The organism is Streptomyces sp. NPDC033136 (assembly GCF_055578235.1).
In genome coordinates this window covers 113,653-137,992 of sequence record NZ_JBVIPD010000016.1, presented here as the reverse complement: position 1 = coordinate 137,992, position 24,340 = coordinate 113,653, and the positions used below count along the sequence as shown (strand labels likewise).

The 24,340-nt window shown below is 69.4% G+C and carries 21 protein-coding genes and 4 pseudogenes; 12 read left to right on the top strand and 13 right to left on the bottom strand.

Annotation, left to right across the window (positions count from 1 at the left end; all coding sequences use genetic code 11):
- Nucleotides 1-47: 47 nt before the first annotated feature.
- Together ACZ5TL_RS26970 and ACZ5TL_RS26965 are read right to left on the bottom strand one after the other, a co-directional pair.
- Nucleotides 48-440 (bottom strand): glycoside hydrolase family 32 C-terminal domain-containing protein, encoded by a 393-nt coding sequence (locus ACZ5TL_RS26970; protein WP_468593012.1) that lies wholly within the window; start codon nt 438-440, stop codon nt 48-50.
- Nucleotides 424-3,357: a glycoside hydrolase family 32 protein gene (locus ACZ5TL_RS26965; protein ID WP_468592956.1), complete on the bottom strand. Its 2,934-nt coding sequence runs from the start codon at nt 3,355-3,357 to the stop codon at nt 424-426. The genes ACZ5TL_RS26970 and ACZ5TL_RS26965 overlap by 17 nt, the downstream gene beginning before the upstream one ends.
- A gap of 265 nt (nt 3,358-3,622) precedes the next feature.
- Here ACZ5TL_RS26965 and ACZ5TL_RS26960 point away from each other — a divergent pair, with 265 nt between their 5' ends.
- The 7 genes and pseudogenes from ACZ5TL_RS26960 (at nt 3,623) to ACZ5TL_RS26930 (ending at nt 10,893) form a co-directional block, all read left to right on the top strand.
- Complete coding sequence (locus ACZ5TL_RS26960; protein ID WP_468592955.1) at nt 3,623-4,657, top strand: LacI family DNA-binding transcriptional regulator; 1,035 nt, start codon at nt 3,623-3,625, stop codon at nt 4,655-4,657.
- Between the two features lie 186 nt (nt 4,658-4,843).
- Nucleotides 4,844-6,109, top strand: coding sequence for an ABC transporter substrate-binding protein (locus ACZ5TL_RS26955; protein ID WP_468592954.1), 1,266 nt, complete (start codon nt 4,844-4,846; stop codon nt 6,107-6,109).
- Between the two features lie 87 nt (nt 6,110-6,196).
- Nucleotides 6,197-7,123, top strand: coding sequence for a carbohydrate ABC transporter permease (locus tag ACZ5TL_RS26950; RefSeq protein ID WP_468592953.1), 927 nt, complete (start codon nt 6,197-6,199; stop codon nt 7,121-7,123).
- Nucleotides 7,124-7,125: 2 nt separating this feature from the next.
- Nucleotides 7,126-7,998, top strand: a complete 873-nt coding sequence (locus tag ACZ5TL_RS26945) for a carbohydrate ABC transporter permease (RefSeq protein ID WP_468592952.1) — start codon at nt 7,126-7,128, stop codon at nt 7,996-7,998.
- Between the two features lie 117 nt (nt 7,999-8,115).
- A complete protein-coding gene (locus tag ACZ5TL_RS26940) occupies nt 8,116-9,540 on the top strand; it encodes a glycoside hydrolase family 32 protein (protein ID WP_468592951.1) in 1,425 nt (474 codons plus the stop codon).
- Nucleotides 9,541-9,699: 159 nt separating this feature from the next.
- Nucleotides 9,700-10,234, top strand: a pseudogene (locus ACZ5TL_RS26935) (PfkB family carbohydrate kinase); the annotation flags it as partial.
- A 377-nt stretch (nt 10,235-10,611) separates the two neighbouring features.
- Nucleotides 10,612-10,893 carry a hypothetical protein gene (locus tag ACZ5TL_RS26930; RefSeq protein ID WP_468592950.1) on the top strand — a complete coding sequence of 94 codons (282 nt, stop codon included), beginning with the start codon at nt 10,612-10,614 and terminating at the stop codon, nt 10,891-10,893.
- Between the two features lie 2 nt (nt 10,894-10,895).
- On the opposite strand, the gene ACZ5TL_RS26925 is transcribed toward ACZ5TL_RS26930, so the two are convergent.
- The 6 genes from ACZ5TL_RS26925 to ACZ5TL_RS26900 all read right to left on the bottom strand — a co-directional run bounded on the left by ACZ5TL_RS26925 (nt 10,896) and on the right by ACZ5TL_RS26900 (nt 16,426).
- On the bottom strand, nt 10,896-11,051 hold the full coding sequence (locus ACZ5TL_RS26925) for a hypothetical protein (protein WP_093436216.1): 156 nt from the start codon (nt 11,049-11,051) through the stop codon (nt 10,896-10,898).
- A gap of 647 nt (nt 11,052-11,698) precedes the next feature.
- Nucleotides 11,699-12,037 (bottom strand): MerR family transcriptional regulator, encoded by a 339-nt coding sequence (locus ACZ5TL_RS26920; RefSeq protein ID WP_468592948.1) that lies wholly within the window; start codon nt 12,035-12,037, stop codon nt 11,699-11,701.
- Nucleotides 12,038-13,571: 1,534 nt separating this feature from the next.
- Entirely contained in the window at nt 13,572-13,880 is a 309-nt protein-coding gene (locus tag ACZ5TL_RS26915) for an SCO5918 family protein (RefSeq protein WP_468592946.1), read from the bottom strand.
- 52 nt (nt 13,881-13,932) lie between these two features.
- Nucleotides 13,933-14,337 (bottom strand): CBS domain-containing protein, encoded by a 405-nt coding sequence (locus ACZ5TL_RS26910; protein WP_468592945.1) that lies wholly within the window; start codon nt 14,335-14,337, stop codon nt 13,933-13,935.
- Between the two features lie 46 nt (nt 14,338-14,383).
- Complete coding sequence (locus tag ACZ5TL_RS26905) at nt 14,384-15,877, bottom strand: DEAD/DEAH box helicase (protein WP_468592943.1); 1,494 nt, start codon at nt 15,875-15,877, stop codon at nt 14,384-14,386.
- Between the two features lie 345 nt (nt 15,878-16,222).
- The gene (locus ACZ5TL_RS26900) at nt 16,223-16,426 is read right to left on the bottom strand and encodes a cold-shock protein (RefSeq protein WP_023586116.1); all 204 of its coding nucleotides are present in this window, start codon (nt 16,424-16,426) and stop codon (nt 16,223-16,225) included.
- Between the two features lie 944 nt (nt 16,427-17,370).
- Between ACZ5TL_RS26900 and ACZ5TL_RS26895 the strand changes: the two genes are divergently transcribed.
- A complete protein-coding gene (locus ACZ5TL_RS26895; protein WP_468592942.1) occupies nt 17,371-17,850 on the top strand; it encodes an RICIN domain-containing protein in 480 nt (159 codons plus the stop codon).
- Nucleotides 17,851-18,075: 225 nt separating this feature from the next.
- On the opposite strand, the pseudogene ACZ5TL_RS26890 reads toward ACZ5TL_RS26895, so the two are convergent.
- A pseudogene (locus ACZ5TL_RS26890) lies at nt 18,076-18,202 on the bottom strand (GNAT family N-acetyltransferase); the annotation flags it as partial.
- Between ACZ5TL_RS26890 and ACZ5TL_RS26885 the strand changes: the two are divergent.
- Entirely contained in the window at nt 18,200-18,406 is a 207-nt protein-coding gene (locus ACZ5TL_RS26885) for a hypothetical protein (RefSeq protein ID WP_468592940.1), read from the top strand. The pseudogene ACZ5TL_RS26890 and the gene ACZ5TL_RS26885 sit on opposite strands and share 3 nt — an antisense overlap.
- A 15-nt stretch (nt 18,407-18,421) precedes the next feature.
- On the opposite strand, the gene ACZ5TL_RS26880 is transcribed toward ACZ5TL_RS26885, so the two are convergent.
- The gene (locus tag ACZ5TL_RS26880) at nt 18,422-21,547 is read right to left on the bottom strand and encodes an AfsR/SARP family transcriptional regulator (RefSeq protein ID WP_468592938.1); all 3,126 of its coding nucleotides are present in this window, start codon (nt 21,545-21,547) and stop codon (nt 18,422-18,424) included.
- A 266-nt stretch (nt 21,548-21,813) separates the two neighbouring features.
- On the opposite strand from ACZ5TL_RS26880, the gene ACZ5TL_RS26875 reads away from it, so the two are divergent.
- Together ACZ5TL_RS26875 and ACZ5TL_RS26870 are read left to right on the top strand one after the other, a co-directional pair.
- Nucleotides 21,814-22,263 (top strand): DUF2690 domain-containing protein, encoded by a 450-nt coding sequence (locus ACZ5TL_RS26875; protein ID WP_468592937.1) that lies wholly within the window; start codon nt 21,814-21,816, stop codon nt 22,261-22,263.
- 92 nt (nt 22,264-22,355) lie between these two features.
- A pseudogene (locus ACZ5TL_RS26870) lies at nt 22,356-22,472 on the top strand (IS5/IS1182 family transposase); the annotation flags it as partial.
- Between the two features lie 40 nt (nt 22,473-22,512).
- Here ACZ5TL_RS26870 and ACZ5TL_RS26865 read toward each other — a convergent pair.
- Nucleotides 22,513-23,067 carry a MarR family winged helix-turn-helix transcriptional regulator gene (locus tag ACZ5TL_RS26865; protein ID WP_468592935.1) on the bottom strand — a complete coding sequence of 185 codons (555 nt, stop codon included), beginning with the start codon at nt 23,065-23,067 and terminating at the stop codon, nt 22,513-22,515.
- A 324-nt stretch (nt 23,068-23,391) separates the two neighbouring features.
- On the opposite strand from ACZ5TL_RS26865, the pseudogene ACZ5TL_RS26860 reads away from it, so the two are divergent.
- Nucleotides 23,392-23,526 (top strand): annotated as a pseudogene (locus tag ACZ5TL_RS26860) (winged helix-turn-helix transcriptional regulator); the annotation flags it as partial.
- Between the two features lie 163 nt (nt 23,527-23,689).
- Here ACZ5TL_RS26860 and ACZ5TL_RS26855 read toward each other — a convergent pair.
- Entirely contained in the window at nt 23,690-23,842 is a 153-nt protein-coding gene (locus ACZ5TL_RS26855) for a hypothetical protein (RefSeq protein WP_468593014.1), read from the bottom strand.
- A gap of 229 nt (nt 23,843-24,071) precedes the next feature.
- The gene (locus tag ACZ5TL_RS26850) at nt 24,072-24,296 is read right to left on the bottom strand and encodes a hypothetical protein (protein ID WP_468593011.1); all 225 of its coding nucleotides are present in this window, start codon (nt 24,294-24,296) and stop codon (nt 24,072-24,074) included.
- Nucleotides 24,297-24,340: the final 44 nt, after the last annotated feature.

Here is a 24,340-nt window from a genome sequence, read left to right as displayed (position 1 = left end):
CCGGTCGGCGCGCCGGACGTGCCAACCGGGTCGATGGCGCCGACGGGTCAGTCGGTCAGGTTGCTCATCTTCCAGATGGTCATGGACTTGACGACACTGTCGTCGCCGAAGAGCCGCAGGCCGAGAGAGTCCTGCCGGAAGGGGTACGCGCGGGTGGTGATGGACTTGTGCGCGTTCGCGTATGCCTCGATCATCGAGCGGTCCAGGAACACATCCAGTGACAACTCTCCGTCGGAGAGCGTCAGCGGACCTTTCTGGATGCCCGGGTTGGCGTCGACGATGGAGTTGTTTCCGGATCGTGTTCGATCGACGCCCAGCTGTCCGGCTGGGGCGTCGTAGAACAGACGGGTCCGCTCTTCGTCGCCGGGGCTGCGCAGCACATCGAGTCCGAAGGTGTCGGCGCTGCCCCGCTCCAGCAGGTGGTCAGGAGCGCTGGACAGGCACGTTGACGTCGTCGACGTTGATGTGGCCCCAGCCGCCCGTCGCCTTGTCGACGACCTCGACGTAGATCCGTTCGCCGATGTGCTCGGACAGGTCGAAGACGACACGGCGGTACTGTTCGGCACCACGCCCGGTTTCCTTGGCCAGCACCTTGCCGTCGTCCGCACGGACGACGGCGGCGTAGAGCCGGTCGAGGTCGTTGCCGCCGGACACGAGCAGGTCGACCACGCCGTCTCCGCCGAGGACGACGGTGGCGGAGCGGAGCACACCTGTGGCGTCGTCGCCGCCCGCGTCCGGGTTGAAGCCCCACAGGTGGTGGCCGGCCGGGTCGTCCGCCGTCTCGGCCTGGTAGAAGGGTCCGCCCCAGCCCCAGTCGGTGCGGGTGGTCACGTTGGCGGCGCCGAAGGTGGTGCCCGAGACGACGGTCCATCCGGTGAGGTCGCCGGTGGCGAAGTCGTGGTTGGGCAGGGCGTCGACGTTCGCCGGGCGCGGCGGGTCGTAGGCGGCCGGTGCGACCGACGTGTCGTAGGCGCCGTTCATGCGCCAGACGTCCAGGGAGACGACCCGGGCGGAGCCGCCCTCGCTGGTCAGCCGCAGGCCGGTGGAGTCCTTCCGGGTCGGATAGACGCGGCTTGTGAGGCTGTTCGTGCCGTTGACGTACGCCTCCAGCACCGAACGGTCGAGCAGGACTCTCAGCTTCAGCTTCTCGCCGTCGAGTTCGACCGTGCCGCCGTGGACGCCCTTGCGGACGTCCGGGTCGAGGCTGGAGCGGCCGCGGTCGACGGAGAAGCGGTGCTTGCTCGTGTCATAGGAGAGCAGAGTCCGCTCACTGCCGTCGGCGCTCGCCCGGACGGCCAGGGTGACGGTCGCGGCGTCGCGGGGCTCGATGACGGCCTCGATGTCGAGCATGTCACCGGAGACACCGGCGAGTTGGCGGTCGGCCTCCTTCACCGAAGCCTGGCGGATCGTGACCAGCCGTCGGCCCCGCAGTCCGGCCGCCTCTTCGATCGGCTCGACTCCGAGGGTTCCGTCCTGGCGCAGCCAGACGCTGACCGGCATGCCGGCGTTGTGGGCCCAGCCGGACTGGGCGTGCTGCTGTTCGCTGCGGCGGTCCTGGGTGATGCTGAAGAGCACGGAGCGGCCGTCGGGGGTGACGAAGCCGGACGGGCCGGTGAAGTGCTCGCCGAAGTCGAACTCGCGGGGCTTTTCGTGGTCGGGGACGAAGCGGAAGGCGCGCTTGTCGAAGGTTCCGATCCAGTAGTAGGTGTGCTTGACGGCGTTCGGGTTGAACGCCTCCCACCAGGGGCTGACCAGCAGAACGTGCTTGCCGGTGCGCTTGCCCTTCGGGCCGGGGAGCGGGAGGAGCACCGGCAGCTCCCAGACCTCTCCGGGCTCGGGGACGTCAGTGAGGTCGTTCCAGTGCAACGGACCCCGGTAGGTCCAGGGCCCCTCGGGCCTGCGTGCGGTGTAGACGAGCGCGGTTCCGCCGTGCTTCTTGGTGACCTGGGTGCCGTTGTAGTCGACGATGCCGCTGCCGACCAGCTGGTACCAGACGCCGTCCTCCTCCCAGACGAACGGGTCGCGGAAGTTCTCCGCCCACGCGGTGCCGGGGCCGGCGGGGAGGCCGGCCGGGGCCTCGGTGACCGGCTCGGACTTCATGGTCCAGGTGGGCAGGTCCGTGTCGTGGTCGGTCTTGTACGAGGACACGGCCATCCCGGTGCGCTGACGGTAGGACAGCCGGTCGTCGCCGCCGGTGAAGAAGAGCACCGGCCCCCGGTCGCCGTCGACGTACGCCGAGCCCGACCAGATCCCGTCCGGCCCGACCGAGTCCCCTGCCGGGGCGAGGGCTATGGGCATGTCCCGCCAGTGCACCATGTCGGTGCTGACGGCGTGTCCCCAGTGGATCTGGCCCCAGAACGGGCCGAGCGGATCGTGCTGGTAGAAGATGTGGTACTTGCCCTTGAAGTACACGGGCGCGTGCGGCTCGTTCATCCAGTGCCAGGGCGGCAGCATGTGGAACTGGGGGCGGTGCCGGTCGCCGTCGAAGCGGGACCGGTTCAGCGTCAGGTCCGGGCGGGGCACGCGGTTGCCCGGCAGCGCGGCGACCCTCTCGGTGTGCTCCCGCTGGGCGGTGGTGTCGTCCAGGGTGCCGGGGCGGATGACGAGGCTGTCCATCAGGCCCATGTACATGTTGGCGTGGAACTCGCCGTTCAGCAGCGTGGGCCGATTGTGCCGGCCGATCAACAGCTGCTCTTCAAGGGCCAGTTGGGGGGCCTTGTCGGGAGTGGTGGCGGTGCCGATGAGGCGGCCGTCGCGGTAGAGGCGCAGTTGGTGTGCGGCCGGGTCGTAGCTGGCCGCGACGTGGGTCCATCGGCCCTTGGTGGCCGGCTGGTCCGGTGCTCCCTTGACCTCGATCAGGTCGGTGCCGAAGCCGAGTTGGAAGACGATCTGGCCGAAGCGGCGCAGACCGAGCAGGAATCCGGTCTTCGCGTCCGGGTTGTGCTGGTTGACCAGGGCCTGGGGCTTGCCGTCGATGCCGTGCTCGTAGGCGTAGGGGGCGATCCACGCGTCGATGGCCAGGCCCTGGGCGGGGTCCAGCTTGCCGGGGCCTTCGGCGGTGACGACGGTGGAGTAGCCGTCGAAGTACAGCGCCCGGCCGCGCACTCCCCGCCGCCGGACGGGGTCGGTGTCCGGCTTGTAGCGGGCGTCTGTGAAGACGTAGTCGATGGGGTCGGCGGAGCCCGAGACCGCCTCGCGGGCGACCGTGCCGCCGCGCTCGTCGAAGTCCCAGCGGGCGGTGGGACTTTGGGGGCCGCGTCGGCTCTCCGCGGCGGCGGAAGCGGAAGTGAACGAGAGCGGTACGACGGCCCCGCCGATGGCGGCGGACACGACGGTGAGGGCTGTTCTTCTCCTCATGGGCGGGCTCCTGGGTGGTGCGCGGCAGGTCTGACGCACTGCCAAATCGGTTTAAGCGAGATGGCTCGGCATCGTTCGCGCTCCGCCCCTGCTAATGCAAGAGCTAATGCATACCGTTTTACCCGGGGGACACAAGGGAGACGGACAAATGTGCATATATCTCCCCTGTTTCTCATTCGAGATGTCTGCGGTGTTGACATCCGGCCACGGGCGCATCAATCTCTTCGCAACTTGCTAATCCGATTTAACAACGGAGCTGAGCAGCGTGTCTGTACGTCGTGTGACCATGGCCGATGTCGCCCGTAAGGCGGGCGTCTCGCCGACGACGGCGTCGTTCGCCCTGTCCGGCCGCACCGACATGCGCATCTCCGACACCTCCCGCCAGAAGGTCCTGGACGCCGCGAAGGAGCTGGGCTACCGCCCCAACGTCACGGCGCGCAGCCTGCGGACGAAGTCGACGCAGACCATCGGGTTCGTGTCGGACCGGATCACCACGACGCCCTTCGCGGGCGAGGTGATCCGCGGCGCGATGGAGGCCGCCCGGGAACGGGACAACCTGCTGTTCATCACGGAGGCGGGCGGCGATCGCGAGGCCGAGTCGTCGCTGGTCCACGCGCTGCTGGACCGCCAGGTCGACGCGGTGATCTACGCCTCCATGTTCACCCGGTACGTCACTCCGCCCAAGGAACTCTTCGGGCGCCGGGTGGTCCTGCTGAACTGCCTGGCCCCCGGCTTCGACGCGCCGTCGGTCGTCCCGGACGAGTTGGAGGCGGGCCGGAATGCGGCCCGTGCCCTGCTCGCGGCCGGTCACCGCGGGGGCATCTGGGCGATCGGTGGGCACCAGGCCGTTCCGGCCACGCCCGAGGGGATCATCGCGGGCAACGAGCGCATGCGCGGCCTGGAGGAGGTTCTGCGGGAGGGCGGCGCGCGCCTGGACGGTGTCATCGAGTGCGACTGGGACACGCCGGACGGCTACCGGGAGGTCTCCGCGCTGCTCGCGGCGGGCCACCGTCCCCGAGCGCTGGTATGCCTGGCCGATCGGGTGTCCCTCGGCGCCTACCAGGCGCTCGGCGAGGCAGGTCTGTCCGTGCCCGGCGACGTGTCGGTGGTCTCCTTCGACGACCAGGACATCGCGTCCGTACTGCGCCCGGCGCTCACCACGCTGAAGCTGCCGCACTACCAACTCGGCCGCCTCGCCGTGGAGCTGATTCTCCGCAGGGGGCCGCTCGAAGCAGTCGTACACCGTGTGCCCATGCCGCTGCGGGAACGTGCCTCCATCGGCGCCCCCGCCGGGGGCTGACACCGGGCACCCGAAGACGGTTGTCCCGCCGCCAGGAGTACTGACCCTCCGGGCGGCGGGACGACCACCAAGAACAGCGACCGTCGCAACCGGTCGCCAAGGCGGGTCCGGCAAGACCCGTCTCAGTGAGATGGAGGAACCCTCGTGGTGTTCAGAACCAGGCGCCTCGCAGTAGCGAGTGTAGCCGTGGCAGCGGCGACCGCGCTGGTCGCCGGATGCGCGACCGGAAGCGGCGGCGGCAGCACGTCCGGAGCTGACGGCGACACACTGACGCTGTGGACGCACAACGCCGGCAACTCGACCGAACTGGACGTCGTCAAGAAGATCATCAAGGACTTCAACGGCTCCCAGAGCAAGTACAAGGTCAAGCTCCAGGCGTTCCCGCAGAGCGACTACAACAACTCCGTCGTGGCCGCCGCCTCGGCCCGCAAGCTGCCCTGCCTCCTCGACGTGGACGGCCCCAACGTGCCGAACTGGGCCTGGGGCGGCTACCTCGCCCCGATCGACGTCTCCGACAGCGAGGTACCGCTGGACGACCAGCTGCCCAGCACCGTCGGCCGCTACAAGGACAAGGTCTACGCCTTCGGCTTCTACGACGTCGCCCTCACCTTCTTCGCCCGCAAGTCGGTGCTGAACGACTACGGCATCCGCACCCCGACCATCGACAAGCCCTGGACCAAGGCCGAGTTCGACTCCGCGCTGGCCAAGCTGAAGAAGAGCGGGAAGTTCCAGTACCCGCTGGAGATGGGCACCGGCAGCCTCGGCGAGTGGTACCCGTACGCCTACTCCCCGCAACTGCAGAGCTTCGGCGGCGACCTGATCAACCGCGACGGATACAAGAACGCCTCGGGCACCCTCGACGGCAAGAAGTCCGTGCAGTGGGCGACCTGGCTCGGCTCGCTCGTGAAGAAGGGGTACCTGTCGAAGAAGTCCGGGGCCGACCCCAACAAGGACTTCCTCGCCGGCAAGAGCGCCATCCAGTGGGACGGCAGCTGGAACGCGACCAAGAACGCCGAGAAGCTCGGCGACGACCTCGCGATCATCCCGCCGGTCGACTTCGGCAACGGGCCCAAGATCGGCGGCGCCTCCTGGCAGTGGGCGATGAGCTCCACCTGCTCCAACAAGGCCGGCGCGCAGGCGTGGCTGAAGTTCTCCCGCCAGACCAAGTACTTCGTCGACTACGCCAAGGCCACCAGCACCATCCCGGCCACCGACGCCGCCGCGCAGCAGGTCACCGACTACCAGCCGGGCGGCAAGTTCAACGTCTTCGTCCAGTTCGCGCAGAAGTTCGCGGAAGTACGCCCGGTCACCCCGGCCTACCCCTACATCTCCACCGAGTTCCAGAAGGCGACCCAGGACATCCTGTCCGGGGCCGACCCCAAGGACGCTCTGGGCCGGGCCGCGAAGGACATCGACAACGACCTGAAGTCGAACAACCACTACACCGGCTGACCCGCTCCGGTCCGGTTCGGGCCCCGACCGCTCCTTCCCCGCGCGCCCGAACCGGACCGGCACCCCCCTGGAGCTACCGTGACCACCATGACCGCAGCCCTCGCCCGGCTGCGTCCGGTGCGGCGAACCCGAACGGCCCACACCCGTCGCCGTGAGAGCCTCACCGCCCTCGGCATGGCCACCCCTGCCGTCGTCCTGCTGATCGTCTTCGTCGTCGTACCGCTCGCCCTCACCTTCGCCCTGGCCTTCACCGACGCGCGGCTCGTCTCGCCCACCCCGGCGCGCTTCGTGGGCCTGAGGAACTTCACCCGGCTCTTCGAGGACCCGGTCTTCTTCAAGTCCCTGCGCAACACGGTGTACTTCACCGCCGTCGTCGTCCCGCTCCAGGCCGGGCTCGCCCTGGTGCTGGCGCTGCTGGTCAACGCGAAGGTACGCGGTATCAACTTCTTCCGCACCGTCTACTTCCTGCCGGTCGTCACCTCGATGGTCGTGGTGTCCCTCCTGTGGACCTTCCTCTACCGGCAGGACGGCCTGATCAACCACGTCCTGTCCGCGCTCACCCTCGGCCATGTCGAGGGCCGCGACTGGCTGGGCGACCCGGCCACCGCCATGCCCGCCATCATCCTGATGTCGGTGTGGCAGGGCGTCGGCTTCCACATGATCATCTGGCTGGCCGGTCTCCAGACCATCCCCGCCGAGCTGTACGAGGCCGCCGACCTCGACGGAGCCACCCGCTGGCACCGCTTCCGCCACGTCACCTGGCCCGGCCTGCGCGCCACTCGCACGTTCGTGCTGGTTACGATCACCATCGCGGCATTCGGTCTCTTCACCCAGATCAACGTGATGACCGAGGGCGGGCCCCTCGACTCCACCACCACCGTCGTCTACCAGGCGGTACGCACCGGCTACGAGCAGCAGCAGACCGCGTACGCGGCGGCCATCTCGCTGGTCTTCTTCGTGCTCGTCCTGACCGTGTCCCTCGTCCAGCGTTTCCTGACCCGGGAGAAGGACTGACCATGGCCTCCTTCCTCAAGCACCTCGGCGGTCACGCCGGCCGCGTCGTCCTGGCCCTGGTCTTCGCGCTCCCGCTCGTCTTCATGCTGATCTCGTCGTTCAAGCCGGACGACCAGATCTTCGCCGATCTCGGCTCCTGGCGTGCCTTCGTGCCGGTCGGCGTCCTGTCACTCGACAACTACACCGGAGTGTTCGACCGGGTTCCGGCGGCACGCTTCCTGCTGAACTCCGTGCTGATCTCGTCGATCACCGTGGTCCTCGGCATCGTCGTCAACAGCATGGCCGCCTTCGCCCTGTCCCGGATGCGCATGCCCGGCCGCAAGGCGATCCTGACCGCCGTCATCGCCACCCTCATCGTGCCGTTCGAGACCTTCGCCGTGCCGCTGGTGTGGTGGATCAACCAACTGCCGCTGCTCCGCGTCAACGGCTTCCACCTGGAGCTGACCACCGGCTGGATGGACACCTATCAGGTCCAGATCCTGCCGTTCGTCGCCAACGCCTTCTCGGTCTTCTTCTTCCACCAGTACTTCCAGAGCATCCCGAAGGAGATCGACGAGGCGGCAGTCGTGGACGGAGCAGGCTGGTTCACCATCTACCGCCGTATCGTCATGCCCTTGTCCGGCCCGGCGGTCGCCACCGTCGCCATCCTCACCTTCCTGCCCGCATGGAACTCCTACCTCTGGCCGCTGATGGTGGTCCAGAGCGAGGAACTGCGCCCGGTGATGGTGGGCATCTCCTACTTCTTCCAGCTGAACGTGGGCTGGGGCCAGATCATGGCGTACTCCTCCTTGATCACCGTGCCGATTCTCGCCCTGTTCGTGGCGTTCCAGCGGTCGTTCGTGAACAGCATCGCGTCGACGGGCGTGAAGGGCTGAGCTCACACGTCCCTGCGCCACGCGCCGCTTCTCCACTTCTCCTCTTCCCCTGTGCTTCGCGCACTCCGAGAAAGGCCCCGTGTGTCCACGCCGCCTGCTGACCCCCACCTTCCGGCCGTGCATCTGCGCCCCCCGCGCAACTGGATCAACGACCCCAACGGGCTGGTCTTCCACGACGGGCACTACCACGTCTTCTTCCAGTACAACCCGTACGGCCCGCGGCATTCGAACGTGCACTGGGGCCACTACCGCAGCCCTGACCTGGTCAACTGGGAACCTCTCCCGGTGGCCCTCACCCCCACTCCCGGCGGCTACGACGCCGACGGCTGCTTCTCCGGAAACGCGGTCTCCGACGACGGCCGCATGGTGGCCTTCTACTCGGCCCACCGCACCGATCACTGGTGGCAGCCGGTGACCACCGCCGAGTCGTACGACGGCGGAATCACCTGGGCCAAGCGCCCGGAGCTGCTCATCCCCGAGCCGCCCGCAGACACCACCATGTACCGGGACCCCTACGTCTGGCAGCAGGACGGCCGCTGGCGGATGCTGGTCGGCTCGGCCCTCGCCGACAACCGCGCCGCGGCGCAGCTGTACGAGTCCGACGACCTGGAGCACTGGGAGTACCGCGGCCCCTTCCACACCAGCGGCGCCGCGGTCGGCTCCGGCCCGGTCGGATGGGAGTGCCCCCAGTACGCGACCTTCGGCGACCGCGGCGTCCTGATCATCAGCGACTGGACCCCGCAGGCCGGCCCCAGCCATACCACCGTCCACACCGGCCGCGAGCAGGACGGACGCTTCACGGCGACCGCGGCCCCGGTGCCGCTGGACCACGGCCCCGACTTCTACGCCCCCGCGCTGCTGAGGGCCCCGGGGGAGGACCGCTGGCTGCTGTGGGGCTGGTCGTGGGAGGCCCGCGACGACGCCTGGGCGCATGAAGCGGGCTGGGCAGGCACCCTCACCCTCCCCCGCGAGGTGACCCTCGCCGCCGACGGAACGGTCGTCCAACGCCCCGCTCGCGAACTGCTCGCGCTGCGTGGCGAACGCGTACTGCACCGCACCGGGCACGTCACACGGTCCGGGGCCGCCGAACTCGGCCAGGTCAGCCGCACCTTCGACCTCACTGCCGTCCTGACCCCGGACACCACCGGCACCAGCGGCCTGCGCCTGGTCACCGCCGCGGACGACACCGAGTACCTCGCCATCAGCCTCGATCCCACCACCGGCCGGCTCACCGTGGACCGCAGCCACGCGTCACTGGACGCGAGGGCACGAGGAGGCTCATATGCCGTCCCGTGCCCAGCCGCGACGACCGGCACCCCCGTGGAGCTACGCGTGATCGTGGACCGTTCGATCGCCGAGGTCTATCTCGGCGACGGCCGGGTCCTCACCCTCAGGTTCTATCCACTCGCCGAGGGACCCTGGCGACTGCAGGCCCGCACGACGGGCACGGGCCGCAGCGACTTCACCGTCGAGGCATGGAACCTGACCCCGGGCGGACTCCGTCAGGAACCGCTGCTGGCGAGCCCAGGGCAGGACGCGTAACGCGCCGCCTGTCCTACGCGTCCTCAAAACGCCGTCCTCGCCTCGAAGCAGGTGAGGACGGCACCGTCGTCGACCTACCCGTTGACATCGGCGTACCAGCCGGACCCAGGCACAGGAGCCGCAGGCCCACGCCCTCCCCCAGAAAGGCAGAGAGTCACCATGCCCCGACACGGCTCCCCCAGCAGTGTCACCGTCCTTGGCGAGTGCGTCGCCGACACCTTCGCCGACCCTGGCCGGTCCAGCCTCAGCGAACTCGCACTGCGCCCTGCCCGGTGGCGGTCCCGCCAACACCGCCGTCGCTCTCGCCCGGCTCGGCACCCCCACCCGCTTCCTCGGACGATTCTCCAACGACGTCTTCGGCGCCCTCTTCCGAGACCGCCTTAGCGCCTCCGGCGTCGACCTGACCGGTAGCCTAAGCGCCCCCGACCCCAGCACGCTCGCCGTCGCCGACCTCGACGAGACCGGCCAGGCCACCTACACCTTCTACGCCGACAACGCCGCCGACTGGCAATGGACCACCGCCGAACTCGCCGCCACCCAGCAGGACGACGCGGTCTGCCTACACACCGGATCCCTGGCCCTGGTACGCCAGCCCGGTGCCGGCCACATCGAGGCCCACCTCGCTACTGCCCGCGAGCACGTCACCGTATCCGTCGACCCCAACGTCCGCCCCCTGCTCGTCCCGCCCTCGGCCCTGCACAACGACATAGCCTGGCGACTGCTGCCGCTGGAGCTGGGGTTCGGTTCCGGTCAGACCTGCTGGCGCAGGGTTCAGCGGTCAGTTTCCATGCCGTGTGCTACGCATCGGCCGCAAGACGCGCGTCGTCACGGCGTCCCTGCTCCGTGTGCTCGAAAGCGGAGATCCGGAGTACAACGATGCCCGCACCTGATGCCATGGGCGCCCTGAGCCAGTGACGACGAGGCCCCGCCAAACACTCAGCGGGGCCTCGTCGTCTCACTGACGCCCCTGTAACGCGGGGTGCGGGCGATCGACCAGGCCGTCGATGGCCTGGTCCGCGGCGAGGCCGCCTGGGCCGCCTGCGACCTGGCGAAGCGAATCCGCTCGAGCAGATGCAGGCAGCCACCGCCGAAGCGGCCGAGGCGTGGGTGCGCGCGGCCGTCGTCTACAAGCGGCTGCCCGGCGACAGTCCGCTGATGGGCGAAGAGTGGATCACCGGCCCCTGCCCGGTGCTGACCTCTCTCGGCGCGCTCGCCGCCAGCATCACCGCCCTGGGGGAGAACCGCAGTCCCGTCGACGGCTTCTCCTTCGGCCAAGCACCTGGCGGACGGGTCACGGTTCGCGTCCTGCCGGACAGCACTCACTCGTCGGAGAGAGTTGGCGAGGCGCCCTGACTTTAAAAGAAGTGCTTGCGTCCACCGACCGCGCGACCGGTCGCACCCAGGATCCACAGGATGGCGCCAACCAGAATGAGGATGCCACCGATCGTCGTCAGCAGACCCATGCCGACAAGCATGCCGATGATCAGCAGAATAAGACCGAGAATGATCATTTTAAACCCCATCGTCAATTCCGACTCAAGCGCGTGTGCGTATGAGCTTCACAAGGGCCTGAGTTCGTCCCTTGGTGGGTAGATCCCGACCAGCTCCGAATGCCAGGATCTCGGTGCGATAGCCCTTGTGCCCGGCCACACCGTGTTCACACCCTCCTTCGAAACTTCGTTCAGTACGCCATCTCCTCGACCGTCCTCTGCTCCGAAGGTCCTTCCACCCCGGACCGGTTTGGACGTTGGTGACGGAGACACCGGGCAGCGGCGCCTGCGGCGGAGCTTCAACGGTCCCTGACGGGAGACTTCTCTGGCGCCAGCCCCCGCCCTGCCTCCCCGCGGGGTTCCGTCGTCTCACTGCTGCAATGTTGACAGCGGATGCGATCGCAAATCCAGCGTCCCCACAAGCAAAGCAGGAACCTGGCTGAGTGACGAGTCGCACGTGTCCTGTGCGCCAGCGCGTTCGACCTCATGGCGAAGCCGCACCGGAGTGCTCCGGTGCGGCTTCGCCGTCTCTCGGATCCGCGCAGAGATCCCGCCCGGACGGACCTCGGTGGGTCTCGCCGTATCACCCGCGTATCACACAGCCCCATGATCACACCGCACACCGCGACCGTGCGTGCGGTGCCCGCCGACACTGACGGGCACTCATCTCATGCTGCCGCCGTTGGGTTCGCCGATTCGGCGGCGCGGCGGTATTCGGCGTTGAGGCGCTGGGCTTCCTCGAGCTGGTCTTCGAGGATGACGATCCGGCAGGCGGCCTCGATGGGGGTCCCTTGGTCGACGAGTTCCCGAGCGCGCGCGGCAATACGTAGCTGGTAGCGGGAGTAGCGGCGGTGGCCGCCTGTGGAGCGGAGTGGGGTGATGAGGCGGTGTTCGCCGATAGCGCGGAGGAAGCCCTGCGTGGTGCCGAGCAGTTCGGCGGCCCGGCCCATGGTGTAGGCGGGGTAGTCGTCGTCATCGAGACGGCCGAACATGTCGTCTGCTGTCATCGCACCTCTCTGTGGAACGCGTGGAGGGGCCCTGGCGCCGTACTGCCGCCAGGGCCCCGAAGGAACTACTGCACCATCTGCCGGCCCTGATACTGCACCGGCCCTCTGTTTCCGCAGACCCGACCTAGACGCTGTCGGGGGCGCGGGGATCGCGGTTGCTCGACCGGAGACCACCTCACTATCGATGTCCTGCGGTACCCGGGTCCAAGACTTCCACCCGGGCGATCCTGATGGCGCTCGGCCCCTCCGTTCTTCCCTCTTGATCAACTACTCCTGACGGAAACTGCGAACTGCTGGTGGCCTCGAACAGCGCCACTCTTCGGCAGCCAGCCCCGTCGCCCGTCCTGCGTCTGCTCTGGCTTGGAACCCCACTGCCGAACCTCCCGGTGCGCGCGCCCGCAGCCGACGCCTTCACCGAGGTACTGCTCACTGACTTCACTGCTGGGTACTGCCAACCTTCACTTACCAGTACTGCCACTGCGGTACTGCTCATGGCGGCCCCTGATCACTGCGGGCCACCCGGTCCGGTCGTCAGTCCCGTCGCCGTCCTGCAACCGCTCTGGCTTCGGAACTCCACCACCGCACCGTCCTGCGAACTGCAACTGCGTACTGCTGCCCGGCAGTTCATGTCTGCCGGGCCTCTCTTGATCTCGGCTACGACAGAAACCTTAACCACACCGCCAGTCAATGTCTACTCCAGCGGGTATAGATTTCCGCGTGCTAGAAGATGAGGTACTCCGCCTCGGCCAGTCTGCCTCGACCGGTCCATGGATGGTTCAAGCAGCTGCGAGGCTCTGTCCGGCGCTCACAAGTGACCCACCACCGCGTAGCAGGTCGGGCTGGGCGTGACGTCGCCGACTGCGCCGCGGCTACCGTCGGCGGCACCGGCCAACACTGCGTCTCGTGAAGGACACCACCGACCGGCACGGACGTTTCCAGCCGTGACGCCCCCCAGGTCGGCCGTTGACGAGCGCGGCAGAAGGCCCTGTGCCGCCCTCGACGATCCGGGGATGAGCGAGCAGCCGATGGCGAACCGGCACGGCCCCTGACTCGAGCAGACCGCGGGCTGCGGAGACACGGGCTCACGGCAGCAGGTGCCGTCATGCGTCGACTGTGGTCCTCCGTCCCCTTCAGGCAAGCACTGGGGCTCTACGAGGTTGGCAGGTGGAGGGGCGGGGCACATGGGCTGGGCAGGCACGGGCAGAGGCATGAACGATCCAGAGACCAGGGTGACCCTGATGATCACGGTGATTGCCAGCGCCGCAGCCGTCCGTTCCACAACAGCCGTTGCCAGCGGTGTGGAGGCAGAGGGTGTCGGATGTGCTGAGGGATTCCGCCCACTTGGGCGAGTTCGCCCGCCGTCTTCGACGCCCCCGTGGAGGAGGACGGGCCTCCCACGCGTCTGCACTTCCGTGTCGCCCGGATCCTGCAGGGCAACGGTGGCGGGAACTCGCTGCACGCGGTGTGGGCCCGACCGGCGTACCGGTCGGGCCCACACTGCTGCTCAGGTGTCGGCTCGTGTCTGTTTACCCGGTCAGACCGTGACGGGGGCGCCGAGCATCGCGGAGGCATGCTGCATCGGGCTGAGAATGCCCAGGGGCGCTGCCTTGGGAACGGCGCGGCAGGTGAAGCCGAGCTGAGCCATGGCCCGCAGGACTTCGGCGGCGCTGAAGTCACGGCGGTCCTGGCGCGTGATGACCTGGCCGACCTGCTTGACGGGGTAGTGGCGGCGGCCGATGATCACCGATTCGCCGGTGACCGGTTCGGGCTTGATGCCCTTCATCGATTCCAGCACGCCGCCCTTGGTGAGCTCGAAAGGGAAGCGGGCGATGACGCAGCGCATGTGGCCTCACAGAGAGAAGAGGGGAGGACGGTCCGACCAGGGGCGAGGTGTTTCAGCGGGAGAGGGCGAGGATGCCCAGGACGCTGCCTTGCTCGTCGACCACCGGCAGGACACCGAGCCGACGGGTGCGCATCGCGTGCTCGGCTTCGGCCATCGTGGTCACGGGTGCGGCGAACGAACCGTGGTCGCCGAGGATGTCACGCAGGCGGACTCGGTCCGTGTAGTCGGAGCTGTCACGGACCGCGGCGAGTTCGGTACGGGTGACCAGGCCGGTGCACTGGCCGTCCTGGTCGCAGACGACCAGCCGGCCTGTGCGGGCGGCGGCCATGACGGCCAGCGCCACCTCCACGCTCATGTCGTCACAGACCTGCGGTCCGGCCGCGTCCATGACCTCCACCGCCGTCCTGTGCGCGGGGTTGGCGTCCGCCGAGCGGGGCTGCGTATGAACCAGCGTCAAAGGGTGCCTCCTGCAGAGATGGGCCGGCTTCCTGATCACGAAGGTTCTAGGCCACCGCGCCGAAGCCGGACTGGCGTACGGGGGCGCGCCTGGCCGCGGAGGTGGGGCGGCGGCGGCCTCGGGAGGTGGCGCTGCGCTTGGGGCGTTCGACCACCGGTGCGGTGATGACGACCGGAATGCCGGACGGGGCCTGGGCGCCGGTGATCCGGTTCAGGGCCTCGTCGCCCGAGCGGATCTGAGTGGTCTGCGGCCGGATTCCGGCGTCCGACATCAGACGGACCATGCCTCGGCGCTGGTTCGGTGTGACCAGGGTGACGACGCTGCCGGACTCGCCGGCACGCGCGGTACGGCCGCCGCGGTGGAGGTAGTCCTTGTGGTCGGTCGGCGGATCGACGTTGACGACCAGGTCGAGGTTGTCGACGTGGATGCCGCGCGCCGCGACGTTGGTCGCCACCAGTACGGTGACGTGACCCGTCTTGAACTGCGCCAGCGTGCGGGTGCGCTGGGGCTGCGACTTGCCGCCGTGCAGCGCGGCGGCCCGCACCCCGCTGTTGAGCAGGTCCTGGGTCAGCCGGTCGACGGCGTGCTTGGTGTCCAGGAACATGATCACGCGGCCGTCGCGGGCGGCGATCTCGGTCGTGGCGGCGTGCTTGTCGGCGCCGTGGACGTGCAGGACGTGGTGCTCCATCGTCGTGACCGCACCCGCCGAGGGGTCGACCGAATGCACGACGGGGTCGGTCAGGTAGCGGCGCACCAGCAGGTCGACGTTGCGGTCCAGGGTGGCGGAGAACAGCATTCGCTGCCCCTCGGGGCGGACCTGGTCGAGCAGCGCGGTGACCTGGGGCATGAAGCCCATGTCGGCCATCTGGTCGGCCTCGTCCAGCACGGTGATGCCGACGTGGTTCAGCCGGCATTCGCCGCGGTCGATGAGGTCCTTGAGCCGGCCCGGGGTCGCGACGACGACCTCGGCGCCGCCGCGCAGCGCGCCGGCCTGCCGGCCGATCGACATGCCGCCCACCACGGTGGCCAGCCGCAGCCGCACGGAGCGGGCGTACGGGGTCAGCGCGTCGGTCACCTGCTGTGCCAGCTCACGCGTGGGTACGAGGATCAGCCCCAGCGGCTGGCGGGGCTCGGCACGCTGTCCGGCGGTGCGGGCGAGCAGGGCGAGGCCGAAGGCCAGGGTCTTGCCGGAACCGGTGCGGCCGCGGCCCAGAACGTCACGGCCCGCCAGGGAGTTCGGCAGCGTCGCTCCCTGGATCGGGAACGGCACGGTCACACCCTGCCTGCCGAGTTCGGCCAGCAACTGCTCGGGCATGTCGAGATCGGCGAAGCCCTCAACTGCCGGCAGCGCGGGGGTGATCGTCCTGGGCAGCGCGAACTCACCTCGCATTGCGGCGGGCCGACGGCCGTAACCGCCGGAGCGGACGGGGGCGCCGGTACGACGCGGTGCCTGCGAGCCATAGCCGCTGCCACCCCTTCCGGCGTCGGCACGGCCGTCACGGGAGCGGGCGGGACGGTCGTTCGTGTACGTGCGGTTCATGCGGAACCTTCCTCGATGTGGCACATATCAAGGAATTCCCGCTGCGATGAATGGCATGGAGAATTACAAGTATGGACCGGTGGCAAAAGAAACCAGGTCTGGCCGGCGGATACATCCGTGGGCGCAGGTGCTGAAATGAGTGGCGCGATGGGGACCTTGCGATCCGGGTGCCGGCTGCGGTGTAGCGCTTCAGGATGCGTCTGCGTCCTGAGGGAGGAACCGCTTGTGGTGGTACTGCGGATTCCTCCGGGTCGGCCCGCGAGTGAAAGCCGCTGCGGGATACGCGTGCAGCTGGGGCCCGCACCCCGAAGGATGCGGGCCCCAGCTACGGATTGCGCGCGAGCGTCAGGCCGGAACGATGTTCTCGGCCGTCGGGCCCTTCTGGCCCTGCGCGATGTCGAAGGTCACCTTCTGGCCCTCGAGCAGCTCACGGAAGCCCTGCGCGGCAATGTTCGAGTAGTGGGCGAACACGTCGGCGCCGCCACCGTCCTGCTCGATGAAGCCGAAGCCCTTTTCCGCGTTGAACCACTTCACGGTACCAGCAGCCATGTCATATCTCCTTTGGGGCAGTGCATCGGCGTCCGCACTGCGCGGACGCCGTGTCGCCGCGATGATTACCCCCGCCCGGAAATGACCGGAAATACAAAAGTGCACCCGACCGGCAGAAGCCTGGTGGGGGCACTTGAAGTTTTGGGAACCACAACTGCAACTGAGATAGACAGTAGCACGCCGGAGCGGCCCGTGTGCGTTGGATAATTCCACTCTGCTCGTCACGGCAAGAAACTCGTACTGCCCGGTCCGTCAAACTCTGATCTCTCGAGCACAGATATTGATTCACCCGGAGTGCAACGTCTTATGAAGAGTGGCCAACGGCACCAGGGCTCCCAAGGGGGCGCGACGCCGTACGCGGCTATCCGTAAGACGCCTCTTCGAAGGGGCCCAGCAACTCGTATCGCATGCCGTGGGCCGGATCCCGGGGTACGACCAGCGTCGGTCGGTCGACAGGCGACGTGTGACTGGTCGGCGTCGCTGGACGATCGTGTGCACCGTCGCTACGAACGCAAGGCCGAACACTTCCTCGTGTCCGCGTCCTGCGGTACCCGCACGTTCGACTTCCGCGAGCTGGTATCGGGAATCCGCCCATGCCGCCGCGGACTCTCACACCGGAGCGACAGGGAGACGGAATAAGACAGCGGGCTCGTCGGGAAGGCTGTCATCTTCTCGTTCTTGCAGCTCCCGCCCGCCGCATGGCGTTCGCCCTGCCCGTTCGAATCCAGCGGTGCCCTGCCACATCGTTGCGCCGCCTGCGGGACATGTGGGTGACGCTCGGTTAGCCGGCTCGACTAGCTCCGTTCATCCGTTCGAGATCTCCCGGACAGGCTCTGACCTCGGTAAACGACCGGTTGGCCACGCTGTGGAGCTACAGCCGGCTCTTTTACGCTGAGTCTCATGGGCGCCCTCTGAAGAAACTCTCGAGGCTGAGGAGCACTGACATGAGCGACCTCGTACTGCTCGCGGGCGGATCGGTGACGATGACCCACCACGTCACCGGCACCTACTTCATGTGCAACGACTGGCACGACGGTGTCGGCAACCACACCCAGACCTGGGCACAGGACCCGTTCGCCAAGGACAACAACTCGCACCGATGGTTCCTGCGGCAGAACTCCGCCGGCACCGTGCGCATCGAGTCGTACGCCAACCACCGCTGCCTCACCGCGGGGGCCAACCCGCCCGACATCGTGACTCTGCGAGAGAGCACGGACAGCCTCAACCAGCACTGGCGGCTGGTCTCCCACGCAGAGCGCGGCAATGACTTCTACCTGGTCTCGGTCGTGCATCCGCGCTACGCCCTCGCCATCGCCGACCACCTCCAGGGCAACGACCGACTGGTGGGCCTGACCCGCATGTGGGGCGGGCCGAACCTCTCCCAGCTGTGGCGGATCTACCCCTCGTCGGAGGACCAGGGATGAACCCGGACGAGCACGCGCACTGCCCCATCGCGGGGAGTGCCACCTGAAGCGTGCCGGTCGAACAGCAGGTGGCCGCCAGGCGCCGGCCGGAACGGCGACGCGACGGCGGTCAGTCCGGCGCATGGTGCTCGCTCCTTGCAAGACCGGTCGACCGGTCTTGCAAGGACCACTTTGGGGGAGCCACCATGCAGGCGAAGCCAGTGCCCTGCGAACCGGCACACCGCGTCATTCCGAAGGAACGCGGAACTCGAATTCGGGACGGTCCCATGGCACGGCGGGCGGGTTCGCGAGCGCGGTCCCGTCCGCACCGCACCACACCGACGCGGTGGTAGAAGTCCTCGGCGGGAACATGCTACCCGTCATCTTCCGCAGGGGCGTCCCGAACATCGAGGGTCTGGGCAAGCTCCGCTACGTCGTCGAGCAGACCTTCGCCCTGCTCCACCAGTTCAAACGCCTCGCCGTCCGCTGGGAACGCCGCACTGAACTGCACGACGCCTTCGTCTTTCCCGCCTGCAGTCTCATCTGCTGGAGAAGGCTCGAAAAGGCCCGAACATGATCGCGTTACGAGCTCTTAGCTCCCCTTCTCCGCCCCGGTCCCCTCGGCCGTCCAGGTCGGTGTATCCAGCAGCAGGAGCGCCTTGCGCACCTCGTCGACGCGGGGCGAGTCGAGCGCCGTGTACAGCGCCAGCGCCGCCCGGAGGTGGTGCGCGGCCCGCTCCTGGTCCCGCAGCGCCTGCCGGACCAAGGCCATGCCGAGGTGGGCGCGGGCCTGTTCCTCCCGTTCCACGATCACCGACGCCACGTCCAGCGCTGAGGCGTGCGCGTCGAGGGCCTCGGTGTGCCGTCCGGTTCCGTGCAACGCCTCGCCCAGGCCGTTGAGGGCGCCGGCCTCGCCGTAGCGCTCCCCGGTCCGGCGGAAGAGGTCCAGGGCCCGGCGCTGGTGCGCGGCCGCCTCGTCGTACCGGCCGAGAGCGTGCAGCGCGTTGCCCAGGTTGGACAAGCCGTGCCCCTCCCCGCCGGTGTTACCGAGCCGTCGGAACAGGGTCAGCGCGCGCTCGAAGTACCCGGCCGCGGCCCTGTGGTCGCCCAGCCGGGCCACGACGATGCCCAGGTTGCCGAGCGCGCTGGCCTCGCCCAGCGGGTGGCCCGTCGAGCGGTAGAGCTCCAGTGCTCGGCGGTACTTCTTGATCGACGCCTGGTAGTCCTCCAGCAACTCGTGCACGATGCCCAGGTTGTTCAGCACGTCCGCCTCGCCGTGCGCGTCGCCCTCCGCGCGGAACAGCCCGACCGCCCGCTCGTGGTGCTCGGCGGCCTCCCGGTACTGCCCGCGCAGTTCATGCAGCACGCCGACGTTGGTCAGGTGCCGGGCCTCGCCGGCCTGGTACCCGACGCGCCGGCACAGCGCGAGCGCGGTGTCGTGGTGCCGTTGCGCGCTGTCGTAGTCGCCGAGCCGCCGGTGCACCGCCCCCAGACAGACCAGCACGTCGGCCTCGCCGCGGGCGTCGCCGGCCGAGCGGGCCGCCCGCAGCGCGTGGGTGTGGACGGCCAGGGCGTCGGCGTAGTGCCCGGATCGCTCGTAGTGACGGTGGAGGGTGGTGGCGAGGCGCACGGTGTGCCCGGACGGGCCGGGCTCCTCGGTCCGCGAGCACAGCGCCACCAGGGTGGGCTGGGCGGCGGCCAGCCAGGCGCGGCACTCCTCGGCCGTCCGCAGCGGCGGCAGTCCGGTGGCCGGCAGCTCGACGGTGGGGCGCAGATGCCGTTCGGCCGGGTAGAGCAGGTCCATGGCCGCCGCGGACGCCGCCAGGCAGTGGTCCAGCAGCCGGGCCATGGCGGCGTACCGGGCCTGCGCCGGGTCGTGCCGGGCGGCCAGCTCCCCGGCGTAGGCCCGCAGCAGGTCGTGCATGCCGTGCCGGCCGGGACCGGTCCGCTGCACCAGGTGCGCGCCGGCCAGCACGTCGAGCGCACGCCGGGTGCGGTCGGCGGACTCGCCGGCCAGGGCGGCGGCGGAGTGGACGTCGACCTCGGGACCGGGATGCAGGCCCAGCAGCCGGAACAGCCGGGCGGGCAGCTCAGGGAGACGGTCGTAGGACCAGGAGAACACGGCGCGCACCGCGGCCCGCGGATCTCCGCCGCCGTCCAGCAGGTCGAGCCGCCGTCGGCGGTCCCGCAGTTCGGCGACCAGGCCGGCCAGCGACTCGGCGGGACGCGACAGCACCAGCTCGGCCGCCACCCGCAGGGCCAGCGGCAGCCGCCCGCACTGCTCCGCCAAGGCCGCGGCCTCGGCCTGCTCGGCGTCCACGCGCGGCCCGATCAGCGCACGCAGCAGCGCCGTCGCGTTGTCGGGGGACAGCGCGTCGAGGATCACCCGGTGCGCTCCGTGCACCGACACCAGCGACGCCAGGGCGTCCCGGCTCGTGATCAGCACCCGGCAGTCCGGGCCGCCCGGCAGCAGCGGTCTGACCTGGGCGGCGGAGGCCGCGTTGTCGAGGAGGACGAGCAGCCGCCGTCCGTCGACGGCCGTCCGGTAGCGCGCCGCCCGGTCGTCGAGCCGCCGCGGGATCTCCGGCCCGGGGACGCCGAGCGCGGTGAGGAACCCGGCGAGGGCCTGGGCCGCGGACACCGGCTCCTCCGGGTCGTAGCCCCGCAGATCGACGTAGAGCTGCCCGTCGGGAAAGGCGTCACGCATCCGGTGCGCCCAGTGGACGGCCAGCGCGGTCTTGCCGACGCCCGCGGTGCCGGAGACGGCGGAGACGATCACCGCCGCCGTCCGGCGGACGTCCTCCCCGACGAGCAGATGCCCTGTCAGTTCGGCGAGTTGCTCGTCACGACCGGTGAACGGACAGACATCCATGGGGAGTTGGGCTGGGATTGGCGCGGGGGCGGCGGTCGGGGCGGGCGCGGAGCACGGTTCGACGGACGGCTGCCCATCATCGCTCCCGCTAAGCAACTCCTCGTAGCTGGCCCGGAGTTCACGCCCGGGAGGCACACCGAGTTCGTCGGCCAGCTGCTGCCGGATCCCGGTGTACGCGTGCACCGCCTCCGCCTTCCGCCCGGCCTCGCCCAGGGCGCGGACGAGCATCATGGCCAGAGGTTCGGACAGGGGGTGCTCGGCCGCCAGGGGGCGGAGCAGGGCGGGCACCTCCTGCGGCCTCCCCTCGTGCAGGAGGGCCCCGGCCCAGTCGAGCGCCGCCTCGATCCGCTCGCCGGTCCACACGGTCCGCATGCGCTCGGCCCACGCCCCAGCCTGCTCCGGCAGCGGCGCACCCCGCCACAGCCGCAGCGCCTCCTCCAGCACACGGGCCCGCTCGGCCTCGGCGGGGCACGCCCGGCCCCGGGCGACGAGCGCGCGGAAAAGCAGCAGGTCGACGGCGTTCTCGCCCGCTTCCAGGACGTAGCCGCCGGAGGTCCTGACGATACGGAGCGCCCCGCCCTCCCCGTCCCGCGGGTCGCCTTCTGATTCGGTCGACGCGGCGTCCTCCAGGAGCCGTCGCAGCCGGCTGATGTGCGCGTACAGGACCGACCTGGCCCCGTCGGGCGGATCGGCGTCCCACACGCGGCCGATCAGGGTGTCCACGGGGACGGGACGCCCGGCGTCCGTCGCCAGCGCCGCGAGGACCGCCCGCCGGCGCGGCTGCCCCACCTCGCGCGGCCGCCCCCCGACCCGCAGCTCCAGAGGGCCGAGCAAGTGCAGTCTCACCGTTGACGCCGTGCTTCCACTGGTACTCCGATCGATCCGCCACCTCCGTGACCAGTCGGCACCACGGCGGACGTCACAAGGTTTTCGCAAGGTCCACCGTAGATCCTCACGGCGCAGGTCGTCAGGCGTTCCGCCGCACGAACCAGCCTCACGGGACAGCATCCTGACGGCGTCTCACATCGGCGCCGCCGGGTCCCCTGTCGTACGGGGTTCGACAGGGGCCCGGCTCGACCTGGACGCAGAAACACCCCAAGAGGAGACAGAACATGAACATTCGACGCTGGGCCGCGGCCGCGTCCGTCCTGTTGATGGCCGGGGCGGGCACCGCCGTCGCCGCCCCCGCGAGTGCGGCCCCGACCGCGAGCTGCTACGGCTCGTCCTGCGAGGGCAAGGACCCCAACACCTACTGCGCAGACGACGCGACGTCCCCCGTAGGCGGGGTGTGGCTCGGCCAGGCGTACGTGGAGCTGCGCTACAGCCCGAGCTGCCGGGCGGCGTGGGCCCGCATCTCCCGCGCGAGCTACGGAAACGGCCAGTTCACCCCGTTCGCGACCGTCCACCGCAACTCCGACGGGCGCGAGTACACCTGCGCCGTACAGCGCGGCGCCACGAGCTGCTACACCCGGATGGTCAACGACGTCAACGTGACCTCGTACGCCAAGGGCGAGTGGGACAGCGGCGCGCGGACCTACAACGGTCGCACGTCGAGCTACTGACACGCACCGACCCCGGCAGGGCCCGCCGCGACGCACGCGGCGGGCCCTGCCCCCGTCGTTCTGGCTGACCGTCACGAGGCGAGGGTAAGCGCCTCATGCTGTACCGGCGCCTCGCCCGCGACTACGACCACCGACCTGACAACGCGGCCTCCCGCGCCTACTGGGCCTCCACCGCCGGCATGCTCCGCCGCCTCACCACCCCCGGCCCCCTGCCGCCGCGACCGTCGCGACCGTACGCCCGCGCGGAACTCACTCGTTGGCGTCGCGGAGCGTGCGCAGGATGCGCTCCAGGTCGCGGCGGTCCTCGGGTGAGAGCGGTCCGGTGACGTGGCTGCGGAGATGACGGACGTGGGCGGTCAGGGCGCGGTCGAGCGCCTCGGCTCCTTTGTCGGTCAGTACGGCGAGTGCGGCTCGTCGGTCTGCGGGGTCGGGGTCGCGTCGGATCAGACCCTCCTTCGCCATGCGGTCGGCGAGCCGGGTGAAGCCGCCCGAGCTGAAGGACACGGCCTCCGCCAGGCCCGTCATGCGCAGCCGGTGCCCGGGCGTGCGGCCCAGCCGCAGCAGTACCTCGAACCAGGTGCCCGGGACTCCAAGGTCGCGGTGCACCAGGGGTCTGAGGCGAGCGAACGCCTCCACGAACAGGCCGTAGAGCGTCACGTCGTCGTCGTTCAGCAGGGCGCCCCGCTCGCCGCCCAGGTCGGCGGCCTTCCGGCTCCCGTCACCGCGCTGGCCGCCGTCAACGACGCCCTCACCCGGGTCCCCACCGCCTCCCCGCTCGGCTGGGATCCCGTCCGCGGCCTGCACCGCACCGCCCCGCACCCCATCGACCCAGCAGCAGCGCGCCACAAGTCAACCGAGCCTTGCCTCGGCCCAGTTCGACTTCGACCAGGCCCGCGGTGACCCCGGGGCAATCGAGGTCAGCCGACACAGGCGGGCCCCGGGCTGACGCCAGACGACGCCCTGGTGCGCTTGCTGCCCGCCGGCCCCTTATGCTTACCATCGGTAACAGTCGCCTCGACACGACCGATGAGGGCGTGTGACGTGCCACAGTTTCCGGCCTTCGATGTCATGACGGCGACCTGACCGTCCCGTACCTCGCTCGCCCGCATTGCCAACAAGTGGACGGCCATGGTGGTCATCTCGCTCAGCGTCGGCCCTATGCGCTTCGGCGACCTGCGCACCAGCGTCAACGGCGTCAGCGCCAAGGTCCTCACCGCGACACTCCGGGACCTGGAACGCGACGGACTCGTCGTCCGGCACGTGTACGGCGAGGTCCCGCCCCGGGTCGAGTACGAGTTGACCGCACTGGGGCGGACTCTGACATGCCCCGCTTCAGGCACAGGCCCTCTGGGCGCAGGAACACTTCACCGAGGCACTCGCGGCGCGCGAGAGCTACGACGCCCGCCAGCGACCGTGACTACTGGCCTCAGAAGGCGTCCTCGGCCACCTGGTCGCCGGAGAACAGCCACATCTCGCCTCGCGATTCGTCCTCGCACTGCCGACCCGCCGAGAAGTAACCAGACCCTGCGATGCGCGCGCCCTCGATCCGCAGCAGGTCGACGGCCGTCGGAGTCGACATGTGCCGCGACCAGCGAGCCGTTCGCCGTGGGCTCCATGACTGGCTTCAACCCGGACGTTTCTTCCGTGACCGTCATCGCGCCGCCGGACATCTCGCCGATCCTGAGGGCGGCAGTGGACCCACCCCACGGTCAACCCCTCTCCTTTCGGCGAGTTCTCCTGCTGCACCTCCACACTCACCATCGATAGCCAGTCACCTCAACGTAACCAATGGGGTGATGTGATACAGGTCACTCACCGTTTCGGCGTTGCCCGGGAGATGTGAACGGCAACAAACGCCGAATGAAGGGGACTTGCGGCACCATGGCCGGGGCCAGGCGCGCCCGCGAGTTCGTCGCCCCGGAGCAGGACCCCAACCGGCTCAGCGAGGTCGGCGTGGCCCATACCGGCACCGGGTTGAAGAAGTGCACGCCGATCACCTGCCACGCGCGTCCGGTCGCCGTGCCGAGTTTCATGATGAGCATGGAAGAGGTGCTGGAGGCGAGGATCGCGTCCGGCC